Here is a 13982-nt window from a genome sequence, read left to right on the forward strand (position 1 = left end):
CCTTTGTTTTTTTCAGGTACAGCTATACCTCCGGATTAGTGAACCAGCCGCTGTACATCACATAGTTGTTGGCTACCTTGTCCAGCCCCTCGATTTGCTCCTGGCTGAGTTGCTTTACCTTTTTGGCAGGTATACCGGCATAGATGTAGCCCGACTCGCACACCGTATTTTCGAGCACGATGGCACCCGCCGCCACAATGCAGTTCTTTTGCACCAGGGCATTGTCCATCACGATGGATCCCATTCCAATCAGTACATTATCTTCCACAGTGCAGCCATGCACAATGGCAATGTGCCCGATGGATACGTTGCTGCCAATGGTAGTAGCGGCTTTCTGGTACGTGCAGTGAATCACAGCACCGTCCTGTATGTTGGTTTTGTCACCAATCCGGATCGCGTTCACATCGCCCCGAATGACGGCATTGAACCATACCGAGCATTCCCGGCCCATCACCACATCGCCCACAATGGTAGCGTTTTCAGCCACAAAGCAATCCTCGCCCAGCTGCGGGCTTATTCCTTTTACAGGTAGTATAACTGGCATATTTTGAGTTTGGAAGTTAGAAAGTTAAAAAGTTAGAAAGTTTAGGAGTTTGAGAGTATGGAGGTAGGGAAGTTTAAAAGTTGAGAATTCTGTAGGGACAGGTCGCGACCTGTCCGAATCGCGCTCCAACAATCATGCACCGCTATACCTGCCCAAGTCCCACACCAATATACTTGACTGAATCACGCACCGACTTCCCTGCCCAAATCGTGCACCGAAATCCCCTCCTCGGAGGGGCAGGGGTGGGTAAATCGTTCACCAACAATTCAACCATCAACCATCAACAATTCAACCATTCAACAATTCAACAACCTCTTCCACGTCCCTTTGCTCAGGTTATACTTCAGTGTGCTGGGCAGGGCCTTCCAGAAGTATCTGTTTATTTCTACGGCGAAACTGGGTTGCATGTAGCAGTTGATGGTGCAGCCTTCGCAGGCTGGCAGACGCCCCTCCAGTTGCTTTAGTTCCTCCACCTCCTGGCTCAGGTATAGCGCGCGTAGATTGCCTTGTATCGGGAAGCTTTTCGTGCCCAAATGGTAGCAAGGCAACACCAGTTCGTTTTCCGGGGAGATGACGAGCGTTGTGCTGGCCGCTTTGCAAACCGGGTCCGCCACTTTGTTGCCACCGTCGCGTCGCAGCTGCACGAAGCCCTCGTTCAGGTATACGCCCTTGCGCTTTCCGAAAGCCGTCAGGTAGTTTAGTTGCTCTTCTGTGAGCTGCTCTCCTACGGCCACCTCGTTGTACTCGAAGGCAGGGTTGATGATCAGCATGAGTTTGTTGGGCTGCGTGATGGTGCGGTATACCTCTTCCAGTTGGTCCAGATTGTGCCGGAAAACCGTGAAGAGTATATCGGGCCGCTCGCCCAGTTGCCTGGCCACCTGTATTGACTCCATTACAAAATCGTAGCAGGCCACGCCACGGCCGGTATCGTGCTCTTCCTTGTGGGCTGAGTCCAGCGAAAAGTGCAGCATGTCTACCTTGCCTTTCAGTCGTTCTGCCAGCTTGGGGTAGAGCATTCCGTTGGTGGTGAGCGTGGTGATGAAGCCCATGTCGTGCGCCATGCCCAGCATCTGGTCGATTTGCCGGTGCAGCAGAGGCTCCCCGCCTGTGAAGTCGATTACCTGCACACCCAGCTTTTTCAGGTCGCGCAGGTTCTGGGCTACGTCCTCCAGGGTGATGTAAGGCGATGGCTTCTCCCAGATGTCGCAGAACGAGCACTTTGCGTTACAGCGGTAGGTAACGTAGTAGTTGCAAAGCACAGGTTTCGATCTCAGACGCATCCGGGGGCAGTTGTTTACCCAAAATTAAGGATTCTGCCCGAGTATCAGGTATGCTGGGAGCTGTATTGTTAAATTACTAAATTGTTGGTTGTTAATTGTTAAATTGTTGGATTGTTGGAGCGCGATTCGGACAGGTGGCGTCCTGTCCCTGCAGACGTTTACGCCTTCTAAAAGGCTCTTCGGGGTCTATCAATCCCGAGGATTTAGAGAGGGCACCTACCCCCACTGTCGGGGATTTCCTAATCCCCGTGTGACGGTTTTACAGGTATACGGGGACACAGATGTCCCCGGCAGAAATGCTTCCGGACAGGGATGTCCGGAAGAGCATTTAGATGCAGATGTCCGAAAACCATTTAGATTGGGAACGTTCAGATTGGTTTATGCACGGAAATGACGTTATACTGCAGCATCACTACATCACAACTTTCTAACTCTTTAACTTTCTAACTTTAAAAACTCCTCCGACTATGAAAAGACAGAACATCTCCTCCGGCGCAGTGTGGGAAAACACCATTGGGTATAGCCGCGCAGTACGTGTGGGCAACGTGGTTGAAGTAGCAGGCACGACGGCTATGGATGGCGACCAGGTAATAGGTATAGGCGATGCTTACGAACAGACCCGGTTCATCCTCCAGAAGATGGAGAAGGCCTTGCAGGAAGCTGGCGCCACGATGCAGGATGTGGTGCGTACCCGCATCTACGTGACCGATATCAGCCAATGGGAAGCTGTGGGTCGTGCCCACGGTGAATACTTCAGCAACATAAAGCCCGCCTCAACCATGGTAGAGGTAAACGCCCTTATCAGACCAGAGCAACTCGTGGAGATAGAGGCCACGGCTATACTGCAGACCACGTTAGAAAAATAACTGTGCCCTATGCTGTAAATCAATTTTTCTATATATTAGATTACTAGTATTTACACGCATCAATCATTTACAGGTATAGGGAGCAATGGAACAGCACGAAATTGAAAAGGCGGAAAAGCATATCCGCAACGCATGGGTTTTAGGCATCATCTCTACAGCTTTAACCATACTGGCTTCGCTGATAGGCAGCTACAATGAAGATTTCAGGTATAGCTCAGGCTTTAATACATGGACGCTGCTTGACGCGGCACTTATCGCCGCACTCACGTATGGTATATACAAAAAAGGCAGGTTCAGCGCGTTGGGCCTTCTGGTATATTTTGTACTTTCAAAATTTATCGTCTCTGCATATAGCGGGGCTTTTCCTTTTGGTTTGGGCACCCTGATCTTTGGGTACTTTTACCTGATGGGTACTATCTCTGCCTTTAAGCTACATGCCCATACCAAACGTCTTGCCGAACTAGAGAATGGCACTCAAAAACGGAGCGTGGCCTTGTACGTGCTGACAGGATTCGGTGTGCTGGTGTTGGGTCTCTTTATCTGGCTAATGGTGATCGCTGCTAACGGCCCGGGTACCGAGGTAGTGCCCGGCAAACAGCTGAAAGCGAAATATGTGAGTTTTGCAACCGATGAAGGCTTGGTAGACCCCAATGAGCAAATCCAATACTGGTACTCGGATGCCTTCAGCGACTTTACAGACGGTTTTTATTTTTTTACTGACAAGAAGGTGGTCGTTTACAACAATTCATGGGAAGAACCTGCCCTCCTCATGCCCTTCGACTCTATCCAGAATATCACTTTCCGTGCGGACCCCTCTTTTTTGGAAGACAGCCAATTGTTTCTGGAGCTGAAAGACGGCACCTTCGTCAACTTTCCTGTGTCAAGCGAAAATGGCGGAGACCAGCGCTTTCACAAACGGTTGCGGGCACTCTGGAAAGAGACGCAGGCCGCACAACTTACCAATAACCAAGCAGATCAGGAAGCGGACGAGGTAAGCGTTGTTTCCCTTGAGTAAACAAATGTGACAAATTTAAATACGAAGATGATTATTATATAAAATTAATCCTATAACAAGACATACTATACCCTATATTCACACGGTTACGTACTAAAAGGCTATTGATTATTCGTTATACCTGTGCCGCTTTGGCCAAGGTTTAACCATGTAGAATTTAATCTGATAGCTATGAAAAATTTAGTGCTGACTATATTCGCGCTGTTTGCCCTTAGTACGGCAGCACAAGCGCAGTTTCTGACGGGTGGTCTTAAGGCCGGTGTAGGCTCGTCGAGTGTGAGCGTACACGATGTGACCAGCAATCCCGCTGAGTACGCCAAAAAAGAATCTGTGACCAGTTACCATGCCGGTGCTTTTGCCCGCATCAACATCCTGGGTTTATTTGTGCAGCCCGAAGCCGTGTTTACGCAGACCGGCGGCCGCCTGGAATCTAACCCCAACGCTACGCTTGCCACCCGTGTGGCTGACATCAAGTTTAACCGTCTCGACGTGCCCATTATGGCAGGTATAAGCCTGGGCAACGTGGTGCGTTTGCAAGCAGGCCCGGTGGCCTCTACCTTGCTGAGCGCGCGACAGGACGGGCAGAACATCAAGAGCTTTATGGAGAACTCCGATTGGGGCTACCAGGCAGGTGTAGGCCTCGACATACAGCGTCTGACCCTGGACGTTCGCTACGAGCGCATTAACCGCAGCTACGATGACCCAGCAAATCAGAGCAATTACGATCTGGCCAATAAACAGATTCTGGTGAGTGTGGGTCTGAAGTTGTTCTAGGTATCATCTGGAACTGCGAGCTTACCCCGGATAAAACAAAACAGCCGGTGCAGGTATAAAGCTGCACCGGCTGTTTTGTTTTACTAACCTACCTGTTACGGCTGCGGCATGTACATTTCAGAACCAGGACCCACAGGCAAGCCCAGTAGTATCCAGATAATGAACAGGATTATCCAGCCGATTAAGAATGCGATGGAGTATGGCAACATGGTCGAGATAACGGTACCTATACCTGCTTTTTTATCGTAGCGCTGGATGAAGGCCACAATCAGGGCGAAGTACGACATCATCGGCGAGATAATGTTGGTTACGCTGTCACCGATGCGGTAAGCGTTTTGCGTGAACTCTGGTGTATAGCCCATCAGCATAAACATCGGGATAAATACGGGAGCCATAATCGCCCATTTCGCCGAGGCAGAGCCCATAATCAGGTTGATGGAGGCAGCCACCAAAATGAACATAATCATCAGCGGAATATCGGTCAGGCCCATTGCTGTCAGTACATCCGCCCCGTTAATCGCTAAAATCAAACCCAGGTTGGTCCAGTTGAAGTAGGCCACGAACTGCGCGGCGAAGAACACAAGCACGATGTAAGAGCCCAACGTTTCCATGGATTTGGACATGCCGCGCATCACGTCGCTGTCGTTTTTGATGGTTTTGGCACCGATACCGTACGCGATACCGCCGATGGCTGCCAACAGGAAGATAAAGGCCACTATACCTGACATAAACGGTGAGTTGAGGATTTCGCCCGTTTCAGGGTTGCGCAGGTAACCGTCTTCTGGCAACAGTCCACCAAGCACAAAAGCCGTCGAAAGCGCAATAGCAATAGAGGCATACAGCAAACCACGCTTCTCCTGGCTGTTGAGTCGGTCGATGCTTTGCGGTTTTTCATCACCCGTATACTCTCCCAGTCTCGGAATCACGATTTTCTCCGTCACCCAGGTACCCAAACCTGCCACAACAAAAGTAGAGACGAACATGAAGTAATAGTTTGCAGCCGGGTTCACTGTATAGTTCGGGTCGATGATGCGGGCGGCCTCTGTTGACAGACCAGCCAGCAGCGGGTCGATGGTGCCTAGCAACAGGTTGGCGCTGTAGCCACCCGACACGCCTGCGAAAGCGGCAGCAAGACCCGCCAGCGGATGGCGACCAGCTGCCAAAAAGATTACTGCCGCCAGTGGCACCAGCAATACATAACCTACTTCAGAAGCCGTGTTCGATAAAACGCCGGCAAATACAATCACGAAGGTGAGCAGTCGCTTTGGCGATGACAGCACCACCAGGCGCAGCACTGCACCGATCAGGCCTGTACCCTCGGCTATGCCTATACCTAGCAAGGAAACGAGCACCGTGCCCAGCGGGGCGAAGTCGGTAAAGTTGGTCACCATGCGGGTCAGGATCATGTGCAGACCCTCGGTGGAGAGCAGGTTAACCGGTGTTATGATCTTGCCTGTGCCCGGGTGCGTTACCGCCAGGTCAAACAAACTGGCTACCCACGACAGGATGATCACGAGCAGCGCGAAGCCCGCAAAGAGCGTAGCGGGGTGTGGCAGGGCGTTACCGATACGTTCCACCACCGACAGGAATCTGTCAATCCCTGACTTTTTTGTTTTGATTTGCGTCATAAAAGGTTTTTTAGGTTCCCGCCCGCGCAGCGTTTGTTCAGGTATAGGTGCCAGGCATGCAAGGCCGTAGCAAACGGGGTTCCGAAATTGTTCAAAAATTTGCAGCCTCGCAAATTTTAGCAAAAAACCATACCTTCGTTCATCATCAAAAATTACTTTCCCCATGATCACACCCCTGCAGCCCGGCGACAAAATCGCCATCATCGCCACCGCCCGCCTCATCAGCCACGAAGACATAGCCGCAGCCATCGAAACACTACAAAGCTGGGGATTGGAAGTGGAGGTTGGCCCGACAGTAGGGGCGCAGTACGGTGTGTTTGCCGGCGATGATGCGCTACGTTTGCAAGACCTGCAACAAGCCCTCGACCGCCCCGACATCAAAGCCATTATCTGTGCCCGCGGCGGCTACGGCACCACCCGCATCCTCGACCAGGTTGACTTCAGCCAGTTCCAAAAGCACCCTAAATGGATAGTCGGCTTCAGCGACATCACCTCCCTTTTGTGCCACATTCACAGCTTAGGTATAGAAAGCGTGCACGGCATCATGCCCCTGCTCTTCCCGACAGGCACCGTAGCAGCGCTGGACAGCCTGCGCCGCGTCCTCTTCGGGGAGAAGCTCAGCTACAGCGCCGCCCCCCACGCCTTTAACCGCACAGGTATAGCCGAAGGCCAGCTGATCGGCGGCAACCTGGCGCTTCTGCACAATGTCTCCGGCACCAGTTCTGACTTTACTACGAAGGGTAAGATACTGTTCCTGGAAGACGTGGACGAATATCTTTACAGCATCGACCGCATGATGGTGCACCTCGACCGTGCCGGCAAGCTGAAAGACCTCTCTGGCCTTATCGTCGGCCATTTCAGCGACATAAAAGACAACGCCATTCCGTTCGGCAAGGATGCCTACGAGATCATCGCTGAGCACAGCGGCAAGTACAACTACCCCGTTTGCTACGGCTTCCCGACCGGCCACGAGCCCGATAACCTGGCGCTTGTTTGCGGCAGAAAAGCGAGGCTGGAGGTAACCGATCAGGGCACATCGCTGACATACGATTATATTACTTGATCAGACTTTCGGCGGCAAAAAGGGAGGTATCAGGTATAGCAGAACATATGTACCAGTGAGCACAAAGTCTAATTAAACAACATCACATCAAAGCACATGAACTACACCGCTTACCTGGAGCGCATCGGATACACAGGGGAACTGCATCCAACCCTTGAAGTGCTGCAGCAATTACAGAAGCGCCACTTGTTAGCCGTTCCTTTTGAAAACCTGGACATCCACAGCGGCGTCCCCATCGAGCTGGACGTCGAAAAGATCTTTGACAAGGTGGTACTTCAGAAGCGGGGCGGGTTCTGCTACGAGCTGAACGGCTTGTACTTTGAATTACTCACCGCACTCGGTTTCGATGTCAGACGAATTTCTGCAAAAGTCTTTTCCGGCAGCGAAGGCACCTACTCGCCGGAGTATGATCATCTGGCCTTGCTGGTGACGATAGCAGGAGAAGAGTATCTGACCGATGTCGGGTTCGGGGAATTTAGTTTTGCGCCGCTGAAGCTTGAGTTAAACAAGGTACAGGCTGATGCGCGGGGCAGTTACGTCGTCGACAAGTATGATGAGGACTATTACCGGGTAAGTCGTATTGAGAACGGCGAGACCCGGCCCGAATACATCTTCCGGAAAGCAGCAAGGGCGTTTGATGAATTTGCCGGCATGTGCCACTTTCACCAGACCGATCCCGGTTCCCACTTCAGGCAGCGCAGCATGATCACGCTTCCCACCGAACAAGGCCGCATCACCCTCACAGAAAACAAACTCAAGATAAAAGAAGGTGACCTTACCAAAGAAATCACGCTGAAAGACGCAACTGAGCACGAGGTATACCTGTGGAAATATTTTGGGGTAAAACCAGCCGGCTACAATAACTAGCTTGACTCTGGTATGCGGTGGAAAAGCAAGGCTAAATGTTGGGGATGGCAGGACAAGATTATTCCGCCTAACTTGCTAAATTAGGTGGATAAACGTCATGGTGATATTTACATAGTAGTTGTGCAGTATAAAAATTACAGAATGGTAAAAACAGGTATACCAGCTAACACTTATTCTCTTATTCTCAAAGTGGTTGTTCTATCTCTACTACTTGGGTACTTTTTAGAAAACACTCTATTAGCAATAGGTTTGGGTATCCTTTCAGGACTTATACTACATGTGTGGGTTAGCTACTACGACTGCGTGGTACATCTAGAAAACGGGTTAGCTAAGTTCTACTTCCTAAGACCATTCTTTTTTAAAGAAGAGCATGACTTGAATCATCTGGACAAAGTAGTAATCATCAGAGAAGACAAAGACAAAACCCAAAGAGAAATCTGGTGGCAGGCTGATATGCTTTTCCAGTTCAGCTATGATAAGATGATTCTTTACAAAGGCAAAACAGTTCACGAGATCAAGTTCAGAACAAACGAGAACGACTTACCTAAACTGGAAGCGGCTATACGGGAATTAACTGAAAGAAAAGCAGGTGTAACTAAGAATAAAACTACATAACAAAGTGCATAATATAGGCTGCAGCTACTCCTTGCCCATACTATGCACGAGTAACGTTAGTGCCAACCTCAACACAAGGTCCGAAAACAGAATGGATAACATCGCTATAAAAAGAGTTACCCTAAGTGACGTTGCTCAACTGCAAAAAATCAGCAGACAGACTTTCTCCGAGACCTTCTCAGTTGGGAATACAGCGGAGAATTTGAAAAAATATCTGGATGAAGGATTGTCTGTTGAAAAACTGACGGCCGAACTCCGTGACAGCAACTCTCAATTCTATTTCGCGATAATTGATAATAAAGTAGTCGGTTACTTAAAACTAAATTCCGGCCAGGCACAGACGGAACTGAAAGACGACAGCGGCCTTGAAATAGAGCGGATTTATGTATTGAAAGAGTATCACGGGAAACGTGTGGGTCAATTGCTTTATGATCATGCGATTCAAATGGTGAGGCAGTTGAACGCCGAGTACGTTTGGCTGGGCGTTTGGGAAGAAAACCCAAGGGCAATCAAGTTCTATAAGAAAAATGGCTTTGTCGAGTTCGACAAGCATGTTTTCAAACTTGGTGATGACGAGCAGACCGATATCATGATGAAACTTCATTTGTAAAGGTATGGGCCCTGCTAAGAAGGCACACTAGAGGCACGGCGAAATCCGAAACCTGGCAGCGGAAACACTTTGCCGATTTAAAACCAACTGATGGCTAGCGTCGCGCTGTTCTTTAAGCCAGCAAAACATGATGACCCCTGTTCGGGGAGAGCATCTATCACATAATCTGAACAACTTCCAGGCATCCTATGACCAAACGTATACTTCTTTTAGCTTTGATGCTCTGCATCCTTCAACCTTCCATGGCACAGAAAAGAACCGACGAATTCCTGCAGGAGCTTTTGACAAAAGCAGGCAACGACAGTGTCAACAACCTGCTCGGCGACCCGGAGAAATACCGCGTGCAGATCATCTATACCGAGATCAACCGCGACAAGCACAACAAGCCTTCTTTCAAGAACCACTACTTTAACTACGACCCGGATCTTTACTTCAACCCGGCCTCTACGGTAAAGTTGCCACTGGCTTTCATGGCGCTGGAAAAACTCAACACACTCCGGAAAAAAGGGATAGACAAGCATACGCCTGTTGTTTTCGACAGCAGCCAGGTGGGGCAAACATCATTTTACACAGACGCTACTTCGGCCACTGGACTTCCCTCCATCGCGCATTTCATCAAGCGGGCCTTGCTGATCAGCGAGAACGATCCTTATAACCGTTTGTACCAGTTCGTAGGGCAACAGGAAATCAACCGGAGCCTCCAACGAAAAGGCTACAAAGACTCCCGCATCGTGCGGCAGTTCATGGGCTTTACCACAGAGCAAAACCGCCACTCGAACCCCGTTCGCTTTCTGAATGAGGACGGTAGCACCAAGTATTCCCAACCACCGCTGTACAACACCGATTCCATTGATTTCAGCCAGGTCATCAAACTGGGCAAGGCCCATTACGACAGCCGCGACACCCTGGTACAGGGGCCTTTTGATTTTACAGCACACAACAAACTGCCGCTGCAGGATCTGCAACAGTTACTGCAGTCGGTGATGTTCCCTAAGTCGGTACCTAAAAAGCAGCGGTTCAAGCTCACCCAAGACGATTACGATTTCCTGTACCGCTTCCTGTCGCAGTACCCTTCCGAGACATCTTACCCCAAATACGACACCGCGCTTTATTATGACAGCTATGTGAAGTTCTTCTTCCGGGACAGCACGCACCGCATGCCAGAGCATGTCCGGGTGTTCAATAAAGTGGGCTGGTCCTATGGCTTCCTGACGGATGTGTCGTACGTGGCTGACTTTGAAAACCAGGTGGAGTACATGCTCACGGCTACGGTCTATGTGAACAGCGACGAGGTGCTGAACGATGGCAAATATGACTACGACACCCTCGGCTACCCGTTCCTCTACCACCTGGGCCAGATCATTTACCAGCACGAACTGAAAAGAGAACGCAAGTACAAACCCGACCTGACTGCCTTTCAGGTACAGTATGAAAAGCGCGACAAAGAGGATACCCGGCCTGTGCTGAGCGAAGTGGATAACTAAGTTTACAAGGTATAGCCGCTATACCTATACCTGCCTTTTGGTTGAAGACCGCTACAAGGTATAAGTTTCTTCAAGCGGCCTTATCAATCCCTTTTGCCCGCACCTGGTTGTAGTAATTGCAGATACCGTTCAGCACGCACTTTTCGCATCTCGGATAGGACCAGGTGCAAATCTTCTGCCCATGCTTGAGCAGATGCTTATGGAAATTGAAGAGCACCAGGGCGTCTTTGGGCAGCATGTCGAGCAGGATGTCGTGGGCTTTGTTGGCCGTCACCTTGGCTCCGATCAACCCCACCCGCTGGCTCACCCGGAACACATGCGTGTCGACGGGTAGCACCGGTTTTTTGAAGTTGAACAGCAGCACCAGCGTGGCCGTTTTCAGTCCCACGCCCGGCAGGCGCGTCAGCCAGGCCAGCGCCTCCTCCACCGGCATATGCTCCAGGAAATCGATGCTGAACTCGCCCCGCTCCTCTTTGATGATGCGCAGCGTCTCCTGTATCTGTGGCACCTTCTGCCCCGGGTAGCGTGTCGTGCTGATGGCATCGGCCAGGTCATCAAAAGGTGCGTTCATCACGCCCTCCCAGTCACCGAAGCGCTCCATCATGGTATAGAAGGCTTTCTCTTCGTCCTTGTGGTTGGTGCGGTGCGAGAGCATGGTCGAGATGAGCTCGTGCATGTGGCTGCGGCGCGGGTCAAGCGTCAGGGGCTTATACTCCTGGTTCAGCAGCTCGTGGGTAATCATTATTTTCTCCTCAGCGGGCAGTTCGTATCCTTCCATAACGCACGTGGGTTAGCCTGTTCTTAATTAACTAACGGCTTTGTGCGGATGGTGTTACCGTGAAAATCTGCTGTGAAGGGCCAGTATGCATGTTCAAACATTTGATCGGAAAAATTGTATTATATTACAACAATTTATTTCGATTCCCGCTATACCTTTAGTCTCAGCCAGAACCGGCCTTAACTTTCACGCTATGCAAATTAAATTCCTAGGAACAGGAGGGGCATTTGACATCGATTACCTGAACTCTGCCGCTTTGGTGACGGTGCGGGGAAAGTGTGTCCTGCTCGATTGCGGCTTTACGGTATACCAGACGCTGGTGCACAAGAACCTGTTGCATCGGGTAGACCATATCCTGCTCACACATTTGCACAACGACCATTGTGGTAGCCTGGCCAACCTGCTGTTGCACAAGCATGTGGTAGACAAAGCGCCAAAGCCCATCATCCTATACCCAACCGATCAGTTCAAGTCGCAGGTATACGAGCTCCTGAAAATACAGGTGAAGGACCCGGACAAGTACGCTGAATTTGTGCCGCTTGAGCATTTTGAAGGTATAAGGGCCATCGACACCTATGGCATGCATTCAGAGGGGCTGCAGTCGTTTGCCTACATTTTCGAGGAAGATGACAAACGCATTGTGTACTCCGGAGACCTGGGCAAGCCTGATGTGCTGTTCGACAGACTGAGCCGCATGCCCGCGCTCCATACCTGCGTGTACCACGACATCACCTTCAACCCCGAAAACACAGGCCACACCTTCTACAAAAAGCTACTCCCCTACATGAACGGCGTGGAGATGTTCGGCTACCACTGCGACCCAACCCAGAACCCGGCCGATAACCCGATCAGACTGGTGTTCTACCAAAAAGACCTGTTGGCCTGAGGCTTTTCGGAAAGCTTGTATCCAATTACGCAAAACATGTGTATCAAATGAAGGTTAATGCTCTAGTCTCGCACTAAACCCGTTGGCACATGACGTTTACAATGACTTTCCGCTCCGAGAACAAGTTGTCTTTCCTGCGCAGGCCGCTGCACATTGCCTATACCGCCATTTTTGTGGGTTTCCTGGCATACACGGGCTTTACCACACCGGATCTGCTCAACTGGCTGCTCGAAAACTCGCTCTCGCTCTCTGTGCTGATCCTGCTGGCGGCCTTTTACAACATCTTCCGCTTCACCGACACCAGCTATACCCTGATTTTCCTGTTCATGATGCTGCACGTGTACGGCAGCCACTACCAGTATGCCGGCAACCCCTTTGGCGAGTGGATAAGCGGGCAGTTTAATTTCCAGCGCAACCACTACGACCGCCTGGTGCACTTCGGTTTCGGGCTCATGCTCACCTACCCGCTGTATGAAGTGGCCAGACGCGGCTTCAGTTTGAGCGTGTTTTTAAGCAGTGTGCTCACGCTGTCGCTTGTCCTGTCGCTGAGCGCCGTGTACGAGATCGTGGAATGGGTAGTGGCCGACCTTGTGTACGAGGGGGATGAACAGGGCATGGCCTATCTGGGCATGCAAGGCGACATTTGGGATGCGCAGAAAGACATGGCGCTCGCCTTTCTCGGGGCCGTCATAGCCATCGGGCTTGCCATCACCCTGCGCAACCGCAAGCAACCTGAAACCTCTAAAAGGTAGCGTTACAAAAAAAGCCCGCTATACCTGAAAGGTATAGCGGGCTTTCTATTCGTTTGCCTAGTTACTACAACTCACCGCGCTCTGCGGCTTTCTTCATTTTCTCATTTGCAAAGATCGCAATCTCTACACGACGGTTAGCCTGACGGCCGGCTGCGGTGGAGTTATCGGCTACCGGGTGGTCAAAAGCCCAGCCCTGTGTGGTGATGCGGCTGCGCGAAACACCCTGCTGGGTGGTATAGCTCGCCACCGACTCGGCACGGCGCTCCGACAGACGCTGGTTCAGCTCACGGCTACCAGTGTTGTCGGTGTGGCCTTCGATGATGATGTTCGTGTCTTCGTACTTTTTCAACGTAGTAGCCAGTTGCTGGATGTCCGTTTGCGCATTCGAACGCAGTTCGGCAGAGTTCACGTCGAACAGGATGCCTGAGTCGAAGGTAATTTTGATACCCTCCCCTACACGTTCTACCTTGGCGTTTTCGAGGTCACGGCGCAGTTCCTCCGCCTGCTTGTCCATGTGGCGACCAATGAGAGCACCGGCCGTACCACCTACTGCTGCACCAATAATGGCACCAGCCGCCGTGTTACCAGCCACTTTACCGATTACACCACCCACTACGGCACCACTACCGGCACCTATGGCACCGCCTTTGGCCGTGCGGCTGGCATTACAGGAAGTAAATAATAAACCGAATACGGCAAGTACTGCCAAATAAATTCTGATATGTTTCATTGTCTTCGTTTTTTAATTTTCAATTATAGTTGTCAGATTAAGCCCTTAATACTCCAAATGCATTAAAATGTTGTATTTGCATATAGCGGT

General features: G+C 50.7%; 15 protein-coding genes. 10 read left to right on the forward strand and 5 right to left on the reverse strand.

Annotated elements, in window-relative coordinates:
• Positions 1-22: 22 nt before the first annotated feature.
• Together IEV97_RS14885 and IEV97_RS14890 are read right to left on the reverse strand one after the other, a co-directional pair.
• Positions 23-544: a gamma carbonic anhydrase family protein gene (locus tag IEV97_RS14885; RefSeq protein ID WP_188502265.1), complete on the reverse strand. Its 522-nt coding sequence runs from the start codon at positions 542-544 to the stop codon at positions 23-25.
• 296 nt (positions 545-840) lie between these two features.
• Complete coding sequence (locus IEV97_RS14890) at positions 841-1824, reverse strand: radical SAM protein (protein WP_188502266.1); 984 nt, start codon at positions 1822-1824, stop codon at positions 841-843.
• A 467-nt stretch (positions 1825-2291) separates the two neighbouring features.
• On the opposite strand from IEV97_RS14890, the gene IEV97_RS14895 reads away from it, so the two are divergent.
• From IEV97_RS14895 to IEV97_RS14905, 3 genes are all read left to right on the forward strand, one after another.
• Positions 2292-2690 (forward strand): RidA family protein, encoded by a 399-nt coding sequence (locus tag IEV97_RS14895; RefSeq protein WP_188502267.1) that lies wholly within the window; start codon positions 2292-2294, stop codon positions 2688-2690.
• A gap of 85 nt (positions 2691-2775) precedes the next feature.
• Positions 2776-3705, forward strand: a complete 930-nt coding sequence (locus tag IEV97_RS14900; protein ID WP_188502268.1) for a hypothetical protein — start codon at positions 2776-2778, stop codon at positions 3703-3705.
• Positions 3706-3876: 171 nt separating this feature from the next.
• The gene (locus IEV97_RS14905) at positions 3877-4479 is read left to right on the forward strand and encodes an outer membrane beta-barrel protein (RefSeq protein WP_188502269.1); all 603 of its coding nucleotides are present in this window, start codon (positions 3877-3879) and stop codon (positions 4477-4479) included.
• A 95-nt stretch (positions 4480-4574) separates the two neighbouring features.
• Here the strand turns inward: IEV97_RS14905 and IEV97_RS14910 are convergent, their stop codons facing one another.
• Complete coding sequence (locus tag IEV97_RS14910; protein WP_188502270.1) at positions 4575-6107, reverse strand: AbgT family transporter; 1533 nt, start codon at positions 6105-6107, stop codon at positions 4575-4577.
• A gap of 163 nt (positions 6108-6270) precedes the next feature.
• On the opposite strand from IEV97_RS14910, the gene IEV97_RS14915 reads away from it, so the two are divergent.
• From IEV97_RS14915 to IEV97_RS14935, 5 genes are all read left to right on the forward strand, one after another.
• Positions 6271-7170, forward strand: coding sequence for a S66 peptidase family protein (locus tag IEV97_RS14915; protein WP_188502271.1), 900 nt, complete (start codon positions 6271-6273; stop codon positions 7168-7170).
• A gap of 96 nt (positions 7171-7266) precedes the next feature.
• Complete coding sequence (locus tag IEV97_RS14920; protein ID WP_188502272.1) at positions 7267-8037, forward strand: arylamine N-acetyltransferase family protein; 771 nt, start codon at positions 7267-7269, stop codon at positions 8035-8037.
• Between the two features lie 84 nt (positions 8038-8121).
• A complete protein-coding gene (locus IEV97_RS14925; protein WP_188502273.1) occupies positions 8122-8652 on the forward strand; it encodes a hypothetical protein in 531 nt (176 codons plus the stop codon).
• 91 nt (positions 8653-8743) lie between these two features.
• Positions 8744-9262 carry a GNAT family N-acetyltransferase gene (locus tag IEV97_RS14930; protein ID WP_188502274.1) on the forward strand — a complete coding sequence of 173 codons (519 nt, stop codon included), beginning with the start codon at positions 8744-8746 and terminating at the stop codon, positions 9260-9262.
• A gap of 242 nt (positions 9263-9504) precedes the next feature.
• Entirely contained in the window at positions 9505-10746 is a 1242-nt protein-coding gene (locus IEV97_RS14935) for a serine hydrolase (protein WP_229733965.1), read from the forward strand.
• A gap of 70 nt (positions 10747-10816) precedes the next feature.
• Here IEV97_RS14935 and IEV97_RS14940 read toward each other — a convergent pair whose 3' ends face one another.
• Entirely contained in the window at positions 10817-11524 is a 708-nt protein-coding gene (locus IEV97_RS14940) for an endonuclease III domain-containing protein (RefSeq protein WP_188502276.1), read from the reverse strand.
• A gap of 193 nt (positions 11525-11717) precedes the next feature.
• On the opposite strand from IEV97_RS14940, the gene IEV97_RS14945 reads away from it, so the two are divergent.
• Positions 11718-12410, forward strand: a complete 693-nt coding sequence (locus tag IEV97_RS14945) for an MBL fold metallo-hydrolase (RefSeq protein ID WP_188502277.1) — start codon at positions 11718-11720, stop codon at positions 12408-12410.
• Between the two features lie 89 nt (positions 12411-12499).
• Positions 12500-13162 (forward strand): DUF2238 domain-containing protein, encoded by a 663-nt coding sequence (locus IEV97_RS14950; RefSeq protein ID WP_229733966.1) that lies wholly within the window; start codon positions 12500-12502, stop codon positions 13160-13162.
• 64 nt (positions 13163-13226) lie between these two features.
• Here IEV97_RS14950 and IEV97_RS14955 read toward each other — a convergent pair whose 3' ends face one another.
• A complete protein-coding gene (locus IEV97_RS14955; RefSeq protein WP_188502278.1) occupies positions 13227-13892 on the reverse strand; it encodes a YiaD family glycine zipper/OmpA-like lipoprotein in 666 nt (221 codons plus the stop codon).
• Positions 13893-13982 lie beyond the last annotated feature (90 nt).

The sequence above is a fragment of the Pontibacter amylolyticus genome, assembly GCF_014638845.1.
Classification (GTDB): domain Bacteria; phylum Bacteroidota; class Bacteroidia; order Cytophagales; family Hymenobacteraceae; genus Pontibacter; species Pontibacter amylolyticus.

What these genes read in the sequence shown, in the direction of transcription:
- IEV97_RS14885 (WP_188502265.1), bottom strand. Translation starts at nt 544, where the DNA reads ATGCCAGTTATACTACCTGTAAAAGGAATAAGCCCGCAGCTGGGCGAG.
- IEV97_RS14890 (WP_188502266.1), bottom strand. Translation starts at nt 1,824, where the DNA reads ATGCGTCTGAGATCGAAACCTGTGCTTTGCAACTACTACGTTACCTAC.
- IEV97_RS14895 (WP_188502267.1), top strand. Translation starts at nt 2,292, where the DNA reads ATGAAAAGACAGAACATCTCCTCCGGCGCAGTGTGGGAAAACACCATT.
- IEV97_RS14900 (WP_188502268.1), top strand. Translation starts at nt 2,776, where the DNA reads ATGGAACAGCACGAAATTGAAAAGGCGGAAAAGCATATCCGCAACGCA.
- IEV97_RS14905 (WP_188502269.1), top strand. Translation starts at nt 3,877, where the DNA reads ATGAAAAATTTAGTGCTGACTATATTCGCGCTGTTTGCCCTTAGTACG.
- IEV97_RS14910 (WP_188502270.1), bottom strand. Translation starts at nt 6,107, where the DNA reads ATGACGCAAATCAAAACAAAAAAGTCAGGGATTGACAGATTCCTGTCG.
- IEV97_RS14915 (WP_188502271.1), top strand. Translation starts at nt 6,271, where the DNA reads ATGATCACACCCCTGCAGCCCGGCGACAAAATCGCCATCATCGCCACC.
- IEV97_RS14920 (WP_188502272.1), top strand. Translation starts at nt 7,267, where the DNA reads ATGAACTACACCGCTTACCTGGAGCGCATCGGATACACAGGGGAACTG.
- IEV97_RS14930 (WP_188502274.1), top strand. Translation starts at nt 8,744, where the DNA reads ATGGATAACATCGCTATAAAAAGAGTTACCCTAAGTGACGTTGCTCAA.
- IEV97_RS14935 (WP_229733965.1), top strand. Translation starts at nt 9,505, where the DNA reads ATGGCACAGAAAAGAACCGACGAATTCCTGCAGGAGCTTTTGACAAAA.
- IEV97_RS14940 (WP_188502276.1), bottom strand. Translation starts at nt 11,524, where the DNA reads ATGGAAGGATACGAACTGCCCGCTGAGGAGAAAATAATGATTACCCAC.
- IEV97_RS14945 (WP_188502277.1), top strand. Translation starts at nt 11,718, where the DNA reads ATGCAAATTAAATTCCTAGGAACAGGAGGGGCATTTGACATCGATTAC.
- IEV97_RS14950 (WP_229733966.1), top strand. Translation starts at nt 12,500, where the DNA reads ATGACGTTTACAATGACTTTCCGCTCCGAGAACAAGTTGTCTTTCCTG.
- IEV97_RS14955 (WP_188502278.1), bottom strand. Translation starts at nt 13,892, where the DNA reads ATGAAACATATCAGAATTTATTTGGCAGTACTTGCCGTATTCGGTTTA.